Consider the following 20231-nt stretch of genomic DNA (forward strand, 5'->3'; position numbering starts at 1 on the left):
TCCGTCGGGGCGTGCCGGCGTGCTACGGACGGGACATCGACCAGCCCGTCGCGGCAGGCGGCGTGGCGCGCGTCGCGGCCGCCGGCGGCGACGCGTGCGCGATCGCGTTCGCGTCCGGCAGCGTGACGTTGCGCTCGGTGCCGGCGTCGAACAGATGCAAGGCTTCTTCGTCGAAGCGGAACGCTACCACGGCGCCCGGCGCCGGGGCCATCGGGGCCGGCACGAGGGCCGCGCACGGCTGGCCGCGCCAGTCCAGCGTGACGAGCGCCTCGGCGCCGAGCAGCTCGACGAGTTCGACCGTGCCGGTCAGCGTGAGCGTGCCCGGGGTCGGATCGCCTTCGGCGACGAGTTGCAGGTGGTTCGGGCGGATCGCTGCCTTGACCTGCTGGCCGTGCTGCAGCCGCGCGAAGCGTGCAGACGCGAGCGGCCAGCGCGCGCCGTTGCAGTCGAGCAGCACGTTCGTGCCGATGCGCTCGATCGTGCCGTCCGCGAAGTTCATTGCCGGCGTGCCGACGAACCCGGCCGCGAATACCGTGTGCGGCTGGCCGTACAGCTCGGCCGGCGTGCCGATCTGCTCGATGTGGCCGCCGCGCATCAGCACGACGCGATCGGCGAGCGTCATCGCTTCGAGCTGATCGTGCGTGACGTACAGCGTGGTCGTCTTCAGTTGCCGATGCAGCCGCTTGATGTCGCCGCGCAACTGCGTGCGCAGCTTCGCGTCGAGGTTCGACAGCGGCTCGTCGAACAGGAACACGGCCGGCGTCTTGATCATCGCGCGCGCGATCGCCGCGCGCTGCTGCTGGCCGCCCGACATCGCGCGCGGACGGCGGTCGAGCAGCGCGTCGAGGCTCAGGATGCGTGCGACGTCGCGCACGCGGCGGTCGATCTCGTCGGCCGGCACCTTCAGCCGCCGCAGGCCGAACGCGATGTTGTCGTACACCGTCATGTGCGGGTACAGCGCGTAGTTCTGGAACACCATCGCGACATTGCGCTCGCGCGACGGCAGGTCGTTGACGACCGCGTCGCCGATCACGAGCTCGCCGCCGGTGATCGCCTCGAGGCCCGCGATCATCCGCAGCATCGTCGACTTGCCGCAGCCGGACGGGCCGAGCAGCACGATGAATTCGCCGTCGGCGATCTCGAGGTCGAGCGGATGCAGCACGGCGGGGCCGCCGTCGTAGTGCTTCGACAAAGCGTGGCAGACGATTCGGGCCATGGCTCAATCCATTTCGATCTGAATCTTGACGTCGCGCGGGTGCCCGCTCGCCGCTTCCTCGAACGCGCGCACGCCTTCGGAAAACGGGAACGTGCGCGAGATGAACGGCTTCACGTCGATCGCACCGGATGCGATCAGCGCGAGCGCGCGCGGGAAGATGTTCGCGTAGCGGAACACCGATTCGATGCGGCCTTCCTTCGCCTGCAGCGCGACCACGTCGAGCGGTACCGGTGCGACCGGCATCCCGATCAGCACCGCGCAGCCGCCCGGGCACATCAGGTCGACGAGGCCCGCATACGCGTTCGCGCTGCCGCTCGCCTCGAACACGACGTCCGCGCCCCAGCCGCCGGAGGCTTCGGCCACCGCGTCGGCCAGCGGCCGCGTACGCACGTCGACGGTCGTGACGGCCGGGTTGCCGGCGAACAGCGCGAGCTTGTCCGGCACGACGTCGGCGAGGATCACGCGCGCGGCGCCGCCGGCGAGCGCGGCGAGCGCCGTCATCGCGCCGATCGTGCCCGCGCCGATCACGACCGCGAGGTCGCCCGGCTTCATCGCCGCCTTCTTCGCGGCCTGCAGGCCGATCGACAGCGGCTCGACGATCGCGCCTTCGGCGAACGACACGTTGTCGGGCAGCCGGTATGTGAACGCGGCCGGATGCACGACGAACGGCGTCAGGCAGCCGTGGACGGGCGGCGTCGCCCAGAAGCGCACGTCGGGGTCGAGGTTGTAGAGCCCGCGCAACGTCGCGGGCGAATCGAGGCGCGGCACGCCCGGCTCCATGCACACGCGATCGCCGACGCGCAGGTGCGTGACGCCGGCGCCGGTCTCGACGACGGTGCCGGACGCTTCGTGGCCGAGCACCATCGGCGCGTCGACGCGGAACGGGCCGATCCCGCCGTGCACGTAGTAATGCACGTCGCTGCCGCAGACGCCGACCGTATGAACCTTGATCCGGACGTCGCCGGGGCCGACCGCCTGCGGCAGGTCGATGTCGCGCAGCGCGAGTTCGCGCGTGCGTTCGAGGACGAGTGCTTTCAACATGTTCTCCTTATTTTCCCTTGACGATCGAATTGAGCAGCCGGCTCAGCATGCCGACGAAGACGAGCGGCGGCAGCGCGAGCAGCACCGTCGACGCGTTGATCACGCCCCACGGCACTTCCTGGCCGAGCGACGTGAACGCGGACGCGACCACCGGCAGCGTCGCGCTGCGCGACGAAGTCAGCGCGAGCGCGATCATCAGCTCGTTCCACACCAGCACGAAACTGAACACGATGCCGCCGAGCAGCGTGCTCGCGCACACCGGCAGCGCGATGTGCCAGAACACCGCGTACGGGCCGTAGCCGTCGAGCGCGGCGGCTTCCTCGATCTCGCGCGGCAGCCGGCGGAACACGGGAATCGACAGCCACGTGATGGTCGACAGCGTGACGAGCAGGTACGTGACGATCATCGACAGCTTCGTGTCGTACAGCCCGAGATCGACCCAGATCGCGATCAGCGGCAGCGCGACCGCGACGGGCGGCAGGAAGCGCAGCGACAGCAGGAAGAACTGGATGTCGCGCTTGCCGCGTATCGGGTAGCGCGCGATCGCATACGCGGCCGGCACGCCGAGCACCGCGCCGATCAGCACGGCCGCGCCGACGATCGCGATGCTGTTGCCGAGCCCGATCAGGACCTCGGGGCTCGACAGCACCTGCTCGTAGTTCGCGAGCGTCGGCGTGAAGAAGAAGCGCGGCGTCGGCGTGACGATGTCGAGCAGGTGCTTGAGCGAATTGAGCACGGCCCAGAACAGCGGAAACGCGGCGACGAGCAGGATCGCGCCGGCGATCGCGACGGTGGAAACGGCGGTGGGGCCGCGGCGAGCCGTTCGGCGAGCCATTCGGCGGGCCATCAGTCGTCCCATTTGTTGACCCTCTTCCAGATGAGCGTGAACACGAGCGTGGTCGCGACCATCATCAGCACGGCCATGCCCGACGCATACGACACCTTGCCGGCGAGGCCGATGCCCTGCTGGTACGCGTAGAGATCGAGCGTCTCGGTCGCGATGCCGGGGCCGCCCTTGGTCATCACGTAGATCAGGTCGAACGAGCGCAGCGACTCGACCATCTTGATGAATACGAGGCTCACGAGCGGCGCCTTCAGCATCGGCAGCGCGATGTACGCATGCACCTGCCACGTCGTCGCGTAGTCGAGCCGCGCGGCCTCGAGCGGCTCGGGCGGCAGCGTCTCCAGCAGCTTCAGGATCACGACCGCGAAGAACAGCCCCCACTGCCACACGTCGACGAGCGCGACCGCGTACAGCGCGAGATGCGGATCGGCGAGAAACGCGGTGTGCTCGACGCCGAGCGTGCCGAGCAGCCAGCTCAGGATGCCGGTGAGCGGCGCATACATGAACTTCCAGATGAACGCGGCCGACACGCGCGGCAGCAGCACCGGCATGATCAGCACCAGCGACGCGAGGCGGCGCCAGGGGCCGTGCACGCGCTCGAACAGGAACACCGCGAGCGCGATCCCGACGAGCACCGCGCCCGCGACCGTCACGACTTCCCACAGCACCGACACCTCGATCGCGTTCAGGAAGCGCCGGTCCGACGCGAGCCGCACGAAGTTGCGCAAGCCGACGTATTCGCTGTCCGGGTAGCGCAGCACGCGGTTGCGCAGCGCGAGGTTGATCGCGGCGATCGTCGGGACGAGGCTCAGGACCGCGAGCAGCGCGAGCGTCGGCGCGAGGAACACCCACGGCAGGCTCGTGCGGTCGCGGCGCGCGCGGCGGTGCGGCGCCGACGGTGTGGAAGGGGCCGGGCGGACGCCGAGCGCGCGTCCGCCGGCGCCGTCATTTGCGAGCGCCATGTTCGAGCGCGTCCTTCGCGTACTGGTCCGCGTCGTCGAGCGTGCCGCGGATATCCGTCTGCGTGCCGGTGAATACCTGTTCGAGCGCGATGCCGAGGTTGTCGCCGATATCCGGCCACTGCGGCGTGCGCCAGATCGTCACCTGCGTGACGGGGTTGGTGTCGTTCAGCCCGGCCTGGATCTGCGGCGCGACGTGCTGCTTGAAGTACGGGCTGCCGATCGTACTCGAGCGGTTGTAGTCGCTGAACACGCCGTTGCGCAGCCGCGCCTGTTCCTGGTCCTTGCTGGTCGCCCATGCGATGAAGCGGCCGGCGGCCGTCCGCGTGCAGTCGTCTTTCGCGCCGACCGCCGAGATCGCGAAGCCGTGCCCGTACGCGGCCGACGGCAGCGGTGCGGGGGGGCGCGTGTAGCCCACCTTGCCGGCCACGCTCGACTTGCTCGTATCCTCCATCCAGTCCGCGAACGGCGTCGATTCGATCATGAACGCGACCTTGCCCGAGCGGAACGCTTCGAGCGCGTTGCTCCAGTCGTAGGTCGCCGAGCCCGGCGGCGCGTACTTGAACAGGTCGCTGTAGAGCTGCGTGGCCTTCACCGCGCCCGGCGAATTGAACGCGGGCCGGCCACCCTTGTCGGTCCATGTGCCGCCCATGCCGAGCATGAACGGCGACCAGCGCCACACGTTCATCCCCGAGCCGCGCTGGCCGCGTGCGACCCAGCCGTACAGCTTCGGCGGTGCGTTGAGCTGCTTGATCGCGGCGACGAGCTGGTCAAGCGTCTTCGGCACCGGAATGTGCGCGGCGTCGAGCAGGTCGCGGCGATAGAACAGGAAGTCGCCGCCGCCGATCAGCGGCGCGAAGTACGCGACGCCGTTGTAGCTCGCGACCGCGCGGCGGCCGGGCAGGAAGTCGTCGTAGTCGTATTCCTTCGGGTAGTACTTGAGGAGCGGCACGATCCAGTTGGCCGACGCGAATTCGGCGACGTTTGCCTCGTCGACGTAGTAGATCTGGTAGGAACCCGCGCCGGTCGACGCGTCGAGCCGCGATTTCGCGCGGCGGTCGTTCTCGCCGAAATAGTTGATCTCGACCTTCGTGCCGCTTTTCTTCTCGTAGTCGGCCAGCGATTTCTCCATCACCGACAGGCCGAGGCTCTTCTGCGCGAGCACGCGGAGGGTTGGTACCTTGCAGGTTTGCGCGGCCGCGACGCCCGGCAGACAGGCGCCGAGCAGCAGGCCGGCTGCGACGATTCGCATCTTGTTCACCCGTGTCTCCTTGATTCTGCTTGTTCGAATGCCGCCGATGACGGCAGGAACAATGGTGTGACGCGGGCGATGCGATCACCACATCAAAAGAGTTCGCGGACCGATACTTTTTGCTCAGGGTTCGTCGTGCGATGCACAAAATGTGGTGGTCGGGCGGCGGTGGGCTGTTTCTCACCGTGCCGTGTATCCGGGAGAGATGCCGGGTTCAGCCCGCCGCTCGAACAGGTCGGGCGCGAACCGCGCGCGTGAGCGGCGAGGCCCGCGCGTTACGCCGGGAAGCGCTCGCCTTCGGGCGCCGGCGCGAGATCGTCGGGCCACCGCACCTCGAACCGCGTGCCGCCCGCGCCGGTCGGCACGCACAGCGCTTCGCCGCGATGCGCATGCGCGATCGCCGCGACGACGGCGAGCCCGAGGCCGGTGCCGCCAGGTTGCGATTCGTCGACGCGCCGGAACGCCTGGAACACGTGCGGCGCGAACTCGGCCGGGATGCCCGGGCCGTCGTCCTCGACGCGCAGCCGGCACATGCCGTCTTCGATGTGCGTCTGGATCCGGATCGCGCCGGGCACCGCGTGGCGGCGTGCATTTTCCAGCAGCGCGAGCAACGCCTGGCGGATGCGGACCGGGTCGCAGCGCATGCGCCGCGGGTCGAGATCGAGCACCGGATGCTGGCCGGCGGCCAGCAGCGCGTGCGCGAACACGTCGACCACCGCGCGCACGTCCGCGGCGAGATCGGTGTCGCGGATCTCGATGCTCAGGTGGCCGCTGTCGGCGAGGCTGACCACGCGCAGATCCTCGATCAGCCGCGTCAGCCCTTCGACCTGCGCGAGCAGGCTGCGGTACAGCGTGTCGCTCGGCGTGAACACGCCTTCGGCGAGCCCCTGCAACCGGCCGCGCAGCACGGTCACGGGCGTGCGCAGCTCGTGCGCGATCGCCGCGTTCCAGAAGGTTTGCTCGTCGGTCACGCGCTGCAGTTCGCTCGCGAGCGCGTTGAAGTTGTCGGCGAGCAGCGCCGCTTCCTTCAACGAACGGTCGCCGGCGACGGCGCGCGCGCCGAGATCGCCGCGAGCCACGCGGCGGATGCTGTCCGTCACCGAATTCAGCGGCACGAGGATGCGGCGCGACAGGTTGATCGCGACGATGACCGCGATCAAGAGGCCGACCAGCGTGGTCGAGATGATCCACACCCACTCCGGCCCGCTCGGGAGCCAGCTTTGCGGTTGGAACGACTGCGGCGAGTACTGGTACAGCAGGTAGTAGAACGCATAGGCCGTCACGACGATCAGCACCGTGATGCCGAACGCGATCGCGCCCATCGTCAGCGCGATCTGGCGGCTCAGGCCATCGAGTCTCACTCGCCGCTCCACAGTTTGTAGCCGACGCCGCGCACGCTGGCCGGCACGCCCGCGACGCCGAGATCGTCGAGTTTCTTGCGCAGCTTGCTGACGTGGCTGTCGACGGTGCGCTCCAGCGCGTCGCCTTCCGGCAGGCAGGTCGCCATCAGCTCGGCGCGGCTGAACACGCGGCGCGGTGCGCGCGCGAGCTGCGCGAGCAGCTTGAATTCGGTGAGCGTCAGCACGAGCGTGTGGCGCGCGCCGTCGACTTCGACCGTCGCTTCGTGATGCTCGAGATCGATCTCGAACGGCGCGGCGCGCAGCACGCGCTGCTCTTCCTGGCGCGAGCCTGCCATCGACCGGCGCAGCACCGCTTGCGCGCGCGCGACGACTTCGGCAGGGTTGAACGGCTTGACCACGTAGTCGTCGGCGCCGATGCGCAGCCCGGTCAGCTTGTCGATGTCCTGGTCGAGCGCGGTCAGCATGATGACGGGCGTGTCGCCGCGGTGGCGGATCTCGGCGAGCACCTTCCAGCCGTCGACGTGCGGCATCTGCACGTCGAGCAGCACGAGGTCGGGCTTCAGCGACAGGTGGAGTTCGAGCGCACGGCGGCCGTCGGCGGCGTGCACGGTGCGCAGGCCGCTGCGCGCGAAATAGGCGGTCAGGATCTCGGCGATCTCGGGTTCGTCCTCGGCGATGAGGACGAGCGCTTGCGCGCCTTGGCCGGCGCCGGGAGAAGAAGAAAATTCGGGCATGGCCACTCGTTCGGATTCAGCGGGGTTCCATCGAATCGCCATACTACCGTACGGTTCCGGCGGTCGAATGGAGACGGGCGGCCACGCCCCGGCGAGACGCCGCCCCGGGCGGCGCAGCCCCTCAGTGCCCGACTTCCTTCAGCAGCGCGGCGGCCGCGAGCTTGCCGATGCCGTTCGACGCGAGCGGGCTGTCGCCCGTGATCAGTTTGCGGTCCTGATGGCAGCGGCCGGTCATGTCCTTGTTCAGCACGCGCGCGCCGAGCTTTTCGAGGCTCTGCGCGACGAGCCACGGCAGCGGGCCCGGCATGTAGCCGATGTCGAGGTTCGGCCCCGTGTCGAGCGCATCCGGAAACACGCAGAGCTCGTAGTCCTTGAACGGGTAGTCCTGCGGATCTTCGTCGACGGCGGCCGACAGCAGGCATGCGGGCCCGTGACACAGCGTGACGATGTGCCGGTCGTGGTCGAGCGCCCAGCGCAGCGTGCGCTTGACGTCCTTGCTGTACGGAATGCCGGCGAGCACGCCGTGGCCGCCGGGAATGAACACCGCGATATACGGCGAATCGCCGCCGGGATGCTGGTCGAGCACGTCGGACAGCTTGAGCGGCGCCTTCAGCTTCGGCAGGTACTTCCGGTAGGTGCTCTGCACGGCCTCGTCATCGCTCGGCATCGCCCAGAGTTCGAGCTTGGCCGGATTGCCCGACAGCGTCGCGATGTCGATCTCGAAGCCGGCCTTGTCCATGTGGTGCATCGGCAGCAGCATCTCGACCGGATGGTTGCCGGTCGAGAACATCTTGCCGTTCGTCATCAGGATGTAGCGCTCGTCGGTCGCGATCATCAGCACTTTCCACTTGCCGCCGGTGTACGGACTCGGGTAATCCGCGCCGTCGAAGTCGGTCTTCGACGACGTGTACTGCGACAGCGAATACGGCGACGGGAAATACGCATTGTTCTCCGCCGGGTCGGGTGCGGGCGTGCGGTCCACCTGCGTCGTGTCGGAAGTCATGGCTGCTCCTTGCTCGGGGGAATGGGTTCGGGCGGGGCGGGCGTGGCCGGTGAGATGCAGGCGCGAGCCGGTGCGGGGATTCCGCAGCGGCGGCGCGGCTTTCCGGTCATGTCCCGGCCGTGCGGACGGGTATCTCACAGGAGGGATACGCGCTGCGATGCATCCTACGACGGCGTGTCGCGGCGAGGGCCTCCCCGAACGGGTGGGTATCGCGCGCGAATCGCCGTGATACGTATCCGGGCGGCCCGCCGCCGGCGCCGACAAGCGGACCCGCTCCCCCCGGACAGGGGGGGCGCGAAAGCCGGCCGGCGCGGTATCGTGGCCGCACGCTCGACGACCCGACCGGTCGCCCATGGAGACAGTCATGAATTCGTCATACCCGTATCCGCAGGACGAATCGGCCGCGGCCGCCCACGCGTATCCGCTGCTGATCAAGCAGTTGCTTCATGCGCCGCTGGCGACGCGGCCCGAGCAGGAGATCGTGTACGGCGACCGGGTTCGGCACGATTACTGGACGTTCCGGCATCGCATCGGGCAACTCGCGAGCGGCCTGGCGTCGATCGGCGTCGGCGCGGGCGACGTCGTCGCCGTGCTCGACTGGGACAGCCATCGCTACCTGGAGTGCTATCACGCGATTCCGATGATGGGGGCGGTGCTGATGACGGCCAATGTCCGGCTGTCGCCCGATCAGTTGCTGTATACGCTCAACCATTCGGGCGCGCGCATCGCGCTGGTGCACCGCGACTTCCTGCCGTTGTGGGCGGGCATGCGCGACCGGCTCGACACGGTGCGGCATGTCGTGCTGATCGCCGACGGCGACGAAGCCGGTTTGCCGGATGGTTTTACCGACGAATACGAGGCGCTCGTCGCGGCCGGTTCGCCCGATTTCGTGTTCCCCGATTTCGACGAGCAGACCCGCGCGACGACGTTCTATACGACCGGCACCACCGGCCTGCCGAAGGCGGTGGCGTTCACCCATCGGCAGCTCGTGCTGCATACGCTCGCGGGAATGGCGGCGTTGTCGGGCGCGCGCGATCGCGGCCGCGTGCATCGTGACGACGTCTACATGCCGATCACGCCGATGTTTCATGTGCACGCATGGGGCATGCCGTACATCGCGACCGCGCTCGGGCTCAAGCAGGTCTATCCGGGCCGTTATTCGCCGGACGGATTGGTGGCGCTGATCGCGCGCGAAGCGGTGACGTTCTCGCATTGCGTGCCGACGCTGCTCGCGATGATGCTCGACAGCCCGACGTCCGCGGCGCTCGACCTGTCGGCGTGGAAGGTGATCGTCGGTGGCTCGCCGCTGTCCGACGGGCTTGCTCGGGCGGCGCTCGCGCGCGGGATCGAGGTCTACACGGGGTACGGGATGTCGGAAACCTGCCCGCTGATGACGATCGCGCAGATCGACCCCCCGCGCGCGGCCGGCGGTGCATCGGCCGACGACGACATCGCGCGCCGGACGAAGGCCGGGCTGCCGCTGCCGCTCGTCGACCTGCGCATCGTCGACGCGCAGTTTCGCGACGTGCCGCACGACGGCCGCTCGGCGGGCGAGGTCGTCGTGCGGATGCCGTGGGCGACGCAAGGCTATCTCGGCGATGCGCCGGCGTCGGCGGCGCTGTGGGCCGGCGGCTATCTGCATACGAACGACATCGGCGTGATCGATCCCGACGGCCGGCTGCAGATCACCGACCGGATCAAGGACGTGATCAAGACGGGCGGCGAATGGGTTTCGTCGCTCGAACTCGAGGACATCCTGTCGCGCCATCCGGCCGTGCGGGAGTCGGCCGTGATCGGCGTGAAGGATGCGCGCTGGGGCGAGCGTCCGCTCGCGCTGGTCGTGCTGACCGAGGAGCACGTCGGCCGCGTCGAGCCGGAGGAATTGAAAGCGCATGTGAAGCAGGTCGCCGACCGCGGGCTGATCTCGCGCTATGCGGTGCCGGAGCGGCTGCTGATCGTCGACGCGATCGAGAAGACGAGCGTCGGGAAGATCAACAAGCGCGCGTTGCGCGAGCGCTACCAGCCCGACTGAGCGGCGCTTCGACCGCCTGCGACGCCGGTCGGTCGGGATAAGACATCTTCTCCGCCAGACGTCCCCCCCGAATGGGGGGCTGAACATCGCGCGCCGGTTCGACAACAATGCGGGTCCTTTGTCGTCGACCGGTACGCGCGGCATGCGCCTCCGCCGGTACGGACATCACCTAGTTTTGAGGGCCGGCGCGGAATCGCTATGCTGTTTTCGATGCGCGGCGAGACCCGGCCGGCCCTCCGGTCGGGGCGCCGGCTTCGCCTGCCATGCCGGCGGACACGCAATCAGCGCGAGGAGAACAGGAACAGCATGGCGCCGACGGACAGCAGACAACCGGCCCGCGCGCCGGACACCGATGCGATCGAAGTGCTGGTGCGCACCAAGCTGGCGCCGGCGTCGACCCGCGGAATCGTGGCGCGCATCGCGCGGCTCGGCCGGCTCAGGCGCGGCCTCGACCGTCGGCTGACGCTCGTGTGCGCGCCGGCCGGATATGGCAAGACCACGCTGCTGGCGGAATGGCGCCATGCGCTGGTGGCGTCGGGCGTGAAAGTCGCGTGGGTGAGTCTCGATCAGGACGACGACAACCCGTCGATCTTCGCGTCCTACGTGGTCGCCGCGATCGTCGACGCCACCGGCGGAGTCGGCGCCCGCGCGCAGCAGTTGCTGCGCGATCGCGCGCTGATTCCGCTGAAGACCGTATTCGACGAACTGCTCAACGAACTGGACAGCGCGGGCGTCGACCTGTTCCTGATGCTCGACGACTTCGATCGCCTCGCGTCGCCGGTCATTCACGACGCGATGTTCGACCTGCTGCGCTATGCGCCGTCGAACCTGCACGTCGTGCTGGCGTGCCGCTCGGTACCCGCGTTGCCGCTCAGCTATTTCGAATCGCGCGACGAACTCGTGCGGGTGGACGAGAACGACCTGCGCTTCGACGACGCGGAGACGCGCGCGTTCTTCGAGCGGGTGGCCGGCAAGCCGCTCAAAGCGGAAAACGTCGAGCGTCTGCGCGCGGCGACGGAAGGCTGGGTGTCGGGCCTGCAACTGGCGGCGCTGGCGCTGCACGACGACAGCGACGCGGTACGCGTCGCCGAACAGGTCAGCCACGCACGCGCCGGCATCGCCACCTACCTGAACGAGAACGTGATGACGCGGGTGCCGGACGCGATCCGCCACTTCCTGCTGCATACGGCCGTGCTCGACCGGATGACGCCGGCGCTGTGCGATGCGCTGACCGGCCGCGACGACGCGCTCGACTGCCTCGAATGGCTGGGCGCGCACAATCTGTTCATCCGGTCGATCGACGGCGACCGCCGGCGCTACCGCTATCACGCGCTGTTCCTGCAATACCTGCGTGAGGAGCTGGCGCTGCGCGAGCCCGGCGCGGTGGCCACGCTGCATCGCCGCGCGAGCGCCTGGTACGCGGCCGAGCGGCATTGGCCGGACGCCGTCAGGCACGCGCTCGCGGCGGGCGATTTCGATGCGGCGGCCGGCTGGGTCGAGGCATGCGCGATGAAGCTCATCGCGTCGAGCGACGTGCGTACCGTGCTCGACTGGGTGTCGCGCCTGCCCGCGCCGGCGCTGACGGGCCGCCTGCGGTTGAGGATCGCGCATACGTGGGCGCTCGCGCTGTCGATGCAGATGGTCGAGGCGCGCCGCGCGCTGGAAGCGCTGGAAGCCGACATCGCGGCCGGGCGGCTCGATACCGATGCCGTCACGGCGACCGAACTGCTGGCCGTGCGCTCGCTGATCGCCGGGCTGTCGGATCGCAGCATCGAATCGCTGCAGCTCGGCGAGCGCGTGCTCGCGGCCGCCCCGCCGGCCGGTTCGTGGGTCGAGCAGATCGGGCAGACGACGCTGATCTTCGGGCTCGGCTATGCGGGTCGCCTCGGCGACGTGCGGGATCTCGGCGCGCGCGCGGAACATGCGGCGTCGGGGCACGAGCCGCTTTACGCGAACGTGTACCGACGGAACATGTCGGGCCTGGCCGAGTTCGTCGCGGGGCGCCTGCACGACGCGTCGAAGACGTTCGAGACGGCGTTGCGTGCCGCGGAGCGATCGGCGGGGCGGCTGTCGGCGGCGACGGCGCTGTCGGCCGGCTACCTGTCGGCGATCTACTACGAATGGAACGACTGGGCGAAGGTGCGCGACGCGCAGGCCGACCGTTTCGACATCGCGATGCAGGCCTGTTCGCTCGGGCCGCTGCTGAGGTTCATGCAGACCGCCGCACTGCTGCAATTCCAGTCGGGAAACGACGCGCGCGCGCACGACATGCTCGACGAAGCCGATCGCGTCGCGTGCAGCCGGCAATGGCTGCGGCTGCGCGTCGGGTGCATGGCGACCGGTATCCGGCTGCATCTCGCCGCCGGCAAGCCGACGCAGGCCCATCGCGTGGGGCGCGCGCTCGCGTCGCTGGTATCGCCCGTGCCGCCGGACGAAGCGTCGAGCCACGTCGAGACGTGGCAGATGGCGCAATCCGCGCAGGCAAGGCTGCTGCTCGCCGATGCGCGGGCGAACGAAGCCGCGCAGCGCATGGCGATCGTGCACGCGGTGCTGGCCGCGCGCGGGTTCGACTGGTTCGCGGCGCAGGCCGCCGTGTTGCATGCGATCGCGCTCGACCAGGCGGGCGACGACAGCGCGGCGCTCGCGGCGTTCGCGCGTGCGCTCGAATACGGCCAGGGCAACGGACTCGTCCGCACCTTCGTCGACGAAGGGGCCGCGGCCGAGCGCCTGCTGGCGCGCGTACAAAAGCGCGCCGACCGCTTTCCGGCAGTCGGCGCATGGTATCTGCGCGATCTGGCCCGTGCGTTCGACGCGCAGCGGGCATCGAACGCCACGCCGGCCACGCGGCAGGGTGGGCCGGGCAACCTCAGCGCGCGGGAAGTCGAGATCCTCGACTACGTCGCGCGTGGCCTGTCGAACAAGGAAATCGCCCGCGCGCTGCGTGTCGCGCCGGAGACGATCAAGTGGCACCTGAAGAATATCTTCGAGAAGCTCAACGTGACGTCGCGCATCCAGGCGGTGCGTAGCGGGCTGTCGCTCGATCCGTCGCGAGTGCGGCGCGACGACGAATGACCGGCTGGGACGGCGCCGACCCGCGTCAGTGGTGTGCGGCGAACGCGGCCACGATCTCGTCGATCGCCGCGCGGATGCGCGCGGTGTGGCGCAGGTCGCGGTGCGTGACGAGCCAGACCTCGTACGGCGACTGCCGGACGCGGTCCGGCCAGATGCGCGTGAGCCCGTCGCGCTCACCCATGTGAACGGGAATCTCGCCGACGCCGAGGCCCGCCCGCAGCGCCGCACGCATCATCAGGTTCGAGTTCGTGCGCGTGACGATGCGCCCGCCGTCGATCGGTTCGCCGGCGAGGGTCGGCTCGCGGCTGGCGTCGATGTACGGCTGGTAGACGACGAGGTCGTGGCCCGCGAACGCGCGGCCGCGCTCGGGCTCGCGGTGCCGATGCAGATAATCGGGCGACGCGAACAGGCCCATGTCCCAGCATGCCAGCCGGCGCGCGACCAGATCGGGGTTCTCGGGCCGCACGGTGCGGATCGCGATATCGGCTTCGCGTTTCGCGAGATTCAGGATGTGGGTCGACGTGTTCAGCGCGACGGAGACGTCGGGATGCTTCGCGTGCAGCCGCGCGATCGACGGCATCACGAACTCGATCGCGAGCGCGTCGGTCGTCGTGATCTTCACCTCGCCGGCGAGCCGCCGGTCGACGCCCTGCGTCAGTCGCACCAGCTCGTGCGCGTGCTGCTCCATCGCCTCGGCCGCGCGTAGCGCCAGTTCGCCGACCGGCGTGGGCAGATAGCCTGTCGACGAACGCAGGAACAGCGTCGCGCCGAGCATGTGCTCGAGCGTCGCGAGCCGCCGCCCGACCGTCGCCTGATCGACGCCGAGCGTCTGCGCCGCGCGGCGCAGCGTGCGCTCGCGATGGATCGCCAGAAAGACGCGCGCGTCGTCCCAGTTCATCGTGTGTCCCGACTGATGCATTTTTGCATTCCCCGACCGGTAATTCGCTGCGTGCCCGCACGCGGCATCGCCCATAGACTGGCTTCACATACATGGCGATGCCGCGATTCGGGGATGGCCCGCGAATCGGCCGCGCATCGACGAACGTTGAGGATCATATCGTGATGGATGACGCGAACCCCCTTCCCACCCACATGACCGCGATCGAAATCGTGCGGCCCGGCGGCCCCGACGTGCTCGTACCGGCGACGCGCGCCGTACCGGTGCCGGGCGCCGGCGACGTGCTGATCCGGATTCACGCGGCCGGCGTCAACGGACCGGACGTGTTCCAGCGCAAGGGGCTGTACGATCCGCCGCCCGGCGCGTCCGACATTCCCGGCCTCGAAATTGCCGGCGAAGTCGTCGCGGTGGGGCACGACGTCACGCGGTTCGCCGTCGGCGATCGCGTCTGCGCGCTGATTCCCGGCGGCGGCTACGCGGAATACGCGGTCGCGAACGAGAGCAACACGCTCGCGATTCCCGATGGCCTCGGCATGGCCGAGGCGGCGGCGCTGCCGGAAACCTTCATGACCGTCTGGCTCAATCTGTTCCAGCGCGGCCGGTTTTCGGCCGGCGAAAGCGTGCTGATCCACGGCGGCGCGTCGGGGATCGGCACGACGGCGACGATGCTGGCGAAGGCGTTCGGCGCGTCGACGATCATCACGACCGTCGGGTCGGATGTGCAGCGCGACGCGAGCATGCGGCTCGGCGCGGATCTCGCGATCGACTATCGCAGCGAGGATTTCGTCGACGCGGTCGCGCGCTTCACGGGCGGCAAGGGCGTCGACGTGATCGTCGACATCATCGCGGGCGACTACGTCGCGCGCAATTTCGCGGCGGCCGCGATGAACGGCCGCATCGTGCAGATCGGCGTGATCAACGGGCCCGCGAAGGCGCTCGACCTGTTTCCGATGCTGACGAAGCGGCTCACGCACATCGGCTCGACGCTGCGCTCGCGCACTTACGCGGAAAAGGCGCAGATCATTCGCGAGCTCGAGGAGGCCGTGTGGCCGCTGATCCGGCAAGGCACGGTCAAGCCTCAGGTCTACCGGCTGTTCGATCTGCGCGACGCGCGCGCGGCGCACGAGCTGATGGATTCGGGGCGACATATCGGCAAGATCGTGCTGGTGACGGCGGCCGCGGATGGAGCGATTCGGGCTGCCGTCGACGCAAACGCCAAGCATTCCACATGATCGGCCCACGCTTCAGCCCCCCGGTCGGGGGGCTGAAGCCGCGGCGCGGATGGCCCGACAATCGGTGACACCGAATGCGTCGCCGCGCCTGCCGGCGCGTCGCGTGGATGCAGCACCGGACTGGACGATGAGTCGAAATGGACATGCTCGAGAACATGCGGACGTTCGTGCGCGTCGTGCAGGCCGGCAGCTTCACCGCCGTCGCGAAGCAGACCGATGTGGCGACCGCACAGGTGTCGCGGGCCGTCGCGAGCCTGGAGGCGTATGCGCAGATTCGTCTGTTGAACCGGACCACACGGAAGATCGCGCTGACCGACAGCGGGCGCCGCTATTTCGAGCGCCTGCAATCGATCCTCGGCGATGTCGACCAGGCGAATGCCGAGGCGCGGAACGCGCTGGTCTGCCCGTACGGACGCCTGCGCGTGCATACGATGCCGGGGCTCGGACAGAGTCACGTGACCGCGTTGGCGGTCGCCTATCAGGCGCGCTTTCCCGAAGTCGCGATCGAGATGACCTACTCGCAGCGGATGCCCAATCTCGTCGAGGAGGGCTACGACGTGTCGGTCGTCACGGCCGCGAGCTTGCCCGACTCCGCCTGCATCGCGCATCCGTGCGGCACGTCCTTCAGCGTGCTGGTCGCGTCGCCGGCATACCTCGCCCGCTACGGCGCGCCGTCCGGGCCCGCCGACCTGGCGCGCCATATCTGCCTGCGCCTCGATACGCCGGCGGAAGCGAACGACGAATGGCTGCTGCACGGCCCTGGCGGCCAGACTGCATCGCATGCGGTAACGGCCGCGCCGTTCCACGCGAACGCCCCCGAGGCACTGTCGATCGCGCTGCGCGCGGGGCTGGGCATCGGCTCGCTCGCGATCTATTCGGCGATCGACGACCTGCGCAGCGGGCGGCTCGTGCGCGTGCTGCCGGACTACCGGTTGACGATGCTCGACGTGTACGCGATGTATGCATCGCGCCGCTTTCTGGACGCGAAGGTCCGCACCTTTGTCGATCATCTGCGCGCGGCGCTGTCGCCCGCGCTGAAAGCCGACGCGCGCGCGCTCGACGCGCTCGCGGCGCCGCACGGCCGCGAGCGTGCCCGCGCGGTGTCCGATGTCACGGCCTGACGGCCGGGCCCATCCGTCGTACCCATTCGTTCCTGTCGAGGAGAATCCGATGAAGTCCCGTTTTGCAATCGTCGTTGCAGGTTTCGTTGCGCTGGCGCCGTTGGCCGGTCACGCGCAGTCCGCCGCGTCCGCTGCGTCCGCCGAGCAGGCGCCGTCGGCCGCTGCGTCGCCGCGCGCGGCGAAGAAGGCCGAACGCGCGGCCGACCGCGCGTTCGCGAAGAAGGTTCGCCAGGCGGTCGTCAGGGCGCCCGGCGTGGGTAATGCGCAGATCGCCGTGTTCGTGAAGGCGAAGACGGGCGATGTGACACTGGCCGGGCAGATCGCCGACGCGTCGCAGGATCGGGCCGCGGTGGACGCGGCTCGCCAGGTATCGGGCGTGACGTCGGTGAAGAGCAAGCTCCAGTTACGCCTGGAAGGCGGCCAGTAACGGGCAGGGTTGACGGCATCGGGTGCATGTCTTTGCGGGTCTCGTCGTGTAAAGAATCCACGTCGAAGGTCCGGGAAGGCGCGCACCCGTGTCGCCGGTGGCGCGGCGTCAGATGCGACCCAGCAGCACCAGTATCACGACAATGACGACGATCAGCCCGACGGTCCCCGATGGCCAGTAACCCCAGCTTCGGCTGTGCGGCCATGCAGGAAATGCTCCGATGAGCAGCAGAATCAGAACGATGATGAGGATCGTACCGAGCATCGCATCCCTCCAGAATTTATTCGACACGGTGTGGGCTGTCGCAATTCGCGTGCCGCGACGGCACGATGAACACCGGCGCAAGCGCATCGTCTGGATCCGCATAATTCATGTGATGAATACCGATTGATTCAGAAAATAAATTTCAAAAATGTGCACCCGGTCGCTATGCTGGGCCTTCGGTTTTCCTCAGGCGAGCGCAATGGCTGAACTCTTTCTGGTACGGCACGGGCAGGCGTCGTTCGGTACCGACGACTACGACCGGCTGTCCGCCGCCGGCGACCGGCAAGGCGTGTGGCTGGGCGAATACTTCGCACGGCAGGGCCTGACGTTCGACCGCGTGATCTGCGGCACGATGAACCGCCATGCGCAGACGGTCGCCGCGATCCTGCGCGGGATGGGCCGCGAAGGCGTCGTCGTCGATCGCCATCCGGGCCTGAACGAATACGATTTCCACGGATTGTTCGCGGCAGCCGCCAGCGACTACCCGGAGATCGCGCGCCTCGCGGCCGGGTCGATGAAGGATCATTTCCGCGCGCTCCGTCAGGTGCTCCAGCTGTGGGCCGAGGACAAGCTCGGCGATGCGGCCCCCGAAACCTGGGCCCATTTCCAGCAGCGCGTGGCCGACGCGCGCGCGGCGATCCGCGCAGGCGGCGGCCAGCGCGTACTCGCGGTGAGTTCCGGCGGCCCGATCGCGGTCACCGTGCAGCAGGTGCTCGCGGCGCCGCCGTCGAGCGCGATCGCGCTGAACCTGCAGATCCGCAACAGCAGTCTTTCGCAGTTTTTCTTCAACGCCGACGCGTTCCACCTCGCGTCGTTCAACGGCATCCCGCATCTGGAGGATCCCGAACGACACGCGCTGCGAACCTACGGCTGACCCACGAACGATCGCGACGATGACGAACCCTTCCCAGCAACTCGACGTAGCCCGCCTCACGCGCTATCTGGAAACGCACGTCCCGGGCTTCGAAGGCCCGGTCGACACGGAGAAGTTTGCCGGCGGCCAGTCGAATCCGACTTTCCTGCTGAACGCGAAGAGCGGCCGCTACGTGCTGCGCCGCCAGCCACCGGGCGAACTGCTGAAATCCGCGCACGCGGTCGACCGCGAATTCCGCGTGCTCGCCGCGCTGTCGGGCACCGCGGTGCCGGTCGCGCACCCGTATCACCTGTGCGAGGACCGCGACGTGATCGGCAGCCTGTTCTACGTGATGAGCTTCGAGGACGGCCGGATCTTCTGGGATCCCGCGCTGCCGGAACTGCCGAAGGCCGATCGCGCGACTTGCTACGACGCGCTGCTGCAAACGATGGCCGCGCTGCACGATGTCGATGTCGACGCGGTGGGCCTCGCCGACTACGGCCGCCCGGGCAACTACTTCGAGCGGCAGATCGGCGTGTGGACGAAGCAGTATCGCGCGGCCGAAACCGGGCGCCTCGACGCGATGGAAACGCTGATCGACTGGCTGCCGAAGGCGTGCCCCGAGGACACGGGCCGGCCCGCGCTGGTGCATGGCGACTTCCGGATCGACAACGTGATGTTCGCGCGCGACGGCTATCGCGTGCAGGCCGTGCTCGACTGGGAACTGTCGACGCTCGGCAACCCGCTCGCCGATCTCGCGTATTTCTGCATGTGCCTGCGGCTGCCGTCGGGCGGGCAGGTGCGCGGGCTCGCGGGCCAGGATCGTGCCGCACTCGGTATTCCGGACGAAGCGGCGATCGTCGCGCGCTACTGCGAATTGCGCGGGATCGCGCCGATCCGCGACTGGCACTTTTACCTCGCATTCAGTTTCTTCCGGCTCGCGGCGATCGCGCAGGGCGTGAAGGCGCGCGCGCTGCAGGGCAACGCATCGAGCGAGCAGGCGCTGCGCGTCGGCGAAATGGCCGGCCGGCTGGCCGAACTGGCCGTCGGCGTGATCGACGCGCATCGCTGACCTCGCCGCGAATTGCCACGAATCGCCACGGCCATCACGCGGCGGCACGACCACACAATCAATGGAGGAGCACAGCAACATGGCAACGAACCTGTTCGACCTGACGGGCAAGATCGCATTGGTGACGGGCGCGAGCCGCGGCATCGGCGAGGAAATCGCGAAACTGCTCGCCGAGCAAGGTGCGCACGTGATCGTGTCGAGCCGCAAGCTCGACGACTGCCAGGCGGTTGCGGACGCAATCGTCGCGGCGGGCGGCCGCGCCGAGGCGCTGGCGTGCCACGTCGGGCGGCTGGAGGACATCGCCGCGACGTTCGAGCACATCCGCGGCAAGCACGGCCGCCTCGACATCCTCGTGAACAACGCGGCCGCGAACCCGTATTTCGGGCACATCCTCGATACCGATCTCGCCGCGTACGACAAGACCGTCGACGTGAACATCCGCGGCTACTTCTTCATGTCGGTCGAGGCCGGCAAGCTGATGAAGACGCACGGCGGCGGCGCGATCGTCAACACGGCGTCGGTGAATGCGCTGCAACCGGGCGACCGGCAGGGCATCTACTCGATCACGAAGGCGGCCGTCGTCAACATGACGAAGGCGTTCGCGAAGGAATGCGGGCCGTTCGGCATCCGCGTGAACGCGCTGCTGCCGGGCCTCACGAAGACGAAGTTCGCAGGCGCGCTGTTCGCCGACAAGGACATCTACGAAGCGTGGATGACGAAGATCCCGCTGCGCCGTCACGCGGAGCCGCGCGAAATGGCCGGCACCGTGCTGTATCTCGTGTCGGACGCGGCGAGCTACACGAACGGCGAATGCATCGTCGTCGACGGCGGCCTGACGATCTGAGCGCGC

At 68.7% G+C, this 20231-nt stretch carries 18 protein-coding genes; 8 read left to right on the forward strand and 10 right to left on the reverse strand.

The genetic code is table 11. The features are described 5' to 3' along the window. Nucleotides 1-22: 22 nt before the first annotated feature. The 8 genes from CFB49_RS29140 to hchA form a co-directional block, all read right to left on the reverse strand. Nucleotides 23-1216, reverse strand: coding sequence for an ABC transporter ATP-binding protein (locus CFB49_RS29140; protein ID WP_089493046.1), 1194 nt, complete (start codon nucleotides 1214-1216; stop codon nucleotides 23-25). Between the two features lie 3 nt (nucleotides 1217-1219). Next, complete coding sequence (locus CFB49_RS29145; RefSeq protein ID WP_089493148.1) at nucleotides 1220-2254, reverse strand: NAD(P)-dependent alcohol dehydrogenase; 1035 nt, start codon at nucleotides 2252-2254, stop codon at nucleotides 1220-1222. A gap of 10 nt (nucleotides 2255-2264) precedes the next feature. Further along, entirely contained in the window at nucleotides 2265-3092 is an 828-nt protein-coding gene (locus CFB49_RS29150; protein WP_089493047.1) for a carbohydrate ABC transporter permease, read from the reverse strand. A gap of 11 nt (nucleotides 3093-3103) precedes the next feature. Further along, nucleotides 3104-4063 (reverse strand): carbohydrate ABC transporter permease, encoded by a 960-nt coding sequence (locus CFB49_RS29155; RefSeq protein WP_249190361.1) that lies wholly within the window; start codon nucleotides 4061-4063, stop codon nucleotides 3104-3106. Then, nucleotides 4047-5312 (reverse strand): ABC transporter substrate-binding protein, encoded by a 1266-nt coding sequence (locus CFB49_RS29160; protein ID WP_249190378.1) that lies wholly within the window; start codon nucleotides 5310-5312, stop codon nucleotides 4047-4049. Before CFB49_RS29160 ends, CFB49_RS29155 begins: the two co-directional genes overlap by 17 nt. Nucleotides 5313-5587: 275 nt before the next feature. Continuing rightward, nucleotides 5588-6673, reverse strand: coding sequence for an ATP-binding protein (locus CFB49_RS29165; protein ID WP_089493049.1), 1086 nt, complete (start codon nucleotides 6671-6673; stop codon nucleotides 5588-5590). Continuing rightward, nucleotides 6670-7407: a response regulator gene (locus CFB49_RS29170; protein ID WP_089493050.1), complete on the reverse strand. Its 738-nt coding sequence runs from the start codon at nucleotides 7405-7407 to the stop codon at nucleotides 6670-6672. Before CFB49_RS29170 ends, CFB49_RS29165 begins: the two co-directional genes overlap by 4 nt. Nucleotides 7408-7528: 121 nt before the next feature. Beyond that, nucleotides 7529-8410 carry a glyoxalase III HchA gene (gene hchA, locus CFB49_RS29175; protein WP_089493051.1) on the reverse strand — a complete coding sequence of 294 codons (882 nt, stop codon included), beginning with the start codon at nucleotides 8408-8410 and terminating at the stop codon, nucleotides 7529-7531. A 364-nt stretch (nucleotides 8411-8774) separates the two neighbouring features. Here hchA and CFB49_RS29180 point away from each other — a divergent pair, with 364 nt between their 5' ends. Both CFB49_RS29180 and CFB49_RS29190 read left to right on the forward strand, forming a co-directional pair. Further along, nucleotides 8775-10442: a fatty acid--CoA ligase gene (locus tag CFB49_RS29180; protein WP_179234960.1), complete on the forward strand. Its 1668-nt coding sequence runs from the start codon at nucleotides 8775-8777 to the stop codon at nucleotides 10440-10442. Nucleotides 10443-10748: 306 nt separating this feature from the next. Next, a complete protein-coding gene (locus CFB49_RS29190) occupies nucleotides 10749-13514 on the forward strand; it encodes a LuxR C-terminal-related transcriptional regulator (RefSeq protein ID WP_089493053.1) in 2766 nt (921 codons plus the stop codon). A gap of 25 nt (nucleotides 13515-13539) precedes the next feature. On the opposite strand, the gene CFB49_RS29195 is transcribed toward CFB49_RS29190, so the two are convergent. Continuing rightward, nucleotides 13540-14412 carry a LysR family transcriptional regulator gene (locus CFB49_RS29195; RefSeq protein WP_089493149.1) on the reverse strand — a complete coding sequence of 291 codons (873 nt, stop codon included), beginning with the start codon at nucleotides 14410-14412 and terminating at the stop codon, nucleotides 13540-13542. 194 nt (nucleotides 14413-14606) lie between these two features. Here CFB49_RS29195 and CFB49_RS29200 point away from each other — a divergent pair, with 194 nt between their 5' ends. From CFB49_RS29200 to CFB49_RS29210, 3 genes are all read left to right on the forward strand, one after another. Beyond that, on the forward strand, nucleotides 14607-15644 hold the full coding sequence (locus CFB49_RS29200; RefSeq protein ID WP_089493054.1) for an NAD(P)H-quinone oxidoreductase: 1038 nt from the start codon (nucleotides 14607-14609) through the stop codon (nucleotides 15642-15644). Nucleotides 15645-15781: 137 nt separating this feature from the next. Further along, a complete protein-coding gene (locus CFB49_RS29205) occupies nucleotides 15782-16765 on the forward strand; it encodes a LysR family transcriptional regulator (RefSeq protein ID WP_089493055.1) in 984 nt (327 codons plus the stop codon). Nucleotides 16766-16814: 49 nt separating this feature from the next. Further along, a complete protein-coding gene (locus CFB49_RS29210; RefSeq protein WP_089493056.1) occupies nucleotides 16815-17192 on the forward strand; it encodes a BON domain-containing protein in 378 nt (125 codons plus the stop codon). A gap of 108 nt (nucleotides 17193-17300) precedes the next feature. Here the strand turns inward: CFB49_RS29210 and CFB49_RS29215 are convergent, their stop codons facing one another. After that, on the reverse strand, nucleotides 17301-17456 hold the full coding sequence (locus CFB49_RS29215) for a DUF3309 family protein (RefSeq protein WP_006483086.1): 156 nt from the start codon (nucleotides 17454-17456) through the stop codon (nucleotides 17301-17303). Between the two features lie 199 nt (nucleotides 17457-17655). On the opposite strand from CFB49_RS29215, the gene CFB49_RS29220 reads away from it, so the two are divergent. The 3 genes from CFB49_RS29220 to CFB49_RS29230 all read left to right on the forward strand — a co-directional run bounded on the left by CFB49_RS29220 (nucleotide 17656) and on the right by CFB49_RS29230 (nucleotide 20225). Then, nucleotides 17656-18330, forward strand: coding sequence for a histidine phosphatase family protein (locus CFB49_RS29220; RefSeq protein ID WP_089493057.1), 675 nt, complete (start codon nucleotides 17656-17658; stop codon nucleotides 18328-18330). 19 nt (nucleotides 18331-18349) lie between these two features. After that, the gene (locus tag CFB49_RS29225) at nucleotides 18350-19381 is read left to right on the forward strand and encodes a phosphotransferase (protein WP_089493058.1); all 1032 of its coding nucleotides are present in this window, start codon (nucleotides 18350-18352) and stop codon (nucleotides 19379-19381) included. A gap of 79 nt (nucleotides 19382-19460) precedes the next feature. Beyond that, nucleotides 19461-20225: an SDR family oxidoreductase gene (locus CFB49_RS29230; protein ID WP_089437533.1), complete on the forward strand. Its 765-nt coding sequence runs from the start codon at nucleotides 19461-19463 to the stop codon at nucleotides 20223-20225. The last annotated feature ends 6 nt before the right edge of the window (nucleotides 20226-20231 follow it).

Source organism: Burkholderia sp. AU17457, assembly GCF_002223255.1.
Classification (GTDB): Bacteria; Pseudomonadota; Gammaproteobacteria; order Burkholderiales; family Burkholderiaceae; genus Burkholderia; species Burkholderia sola.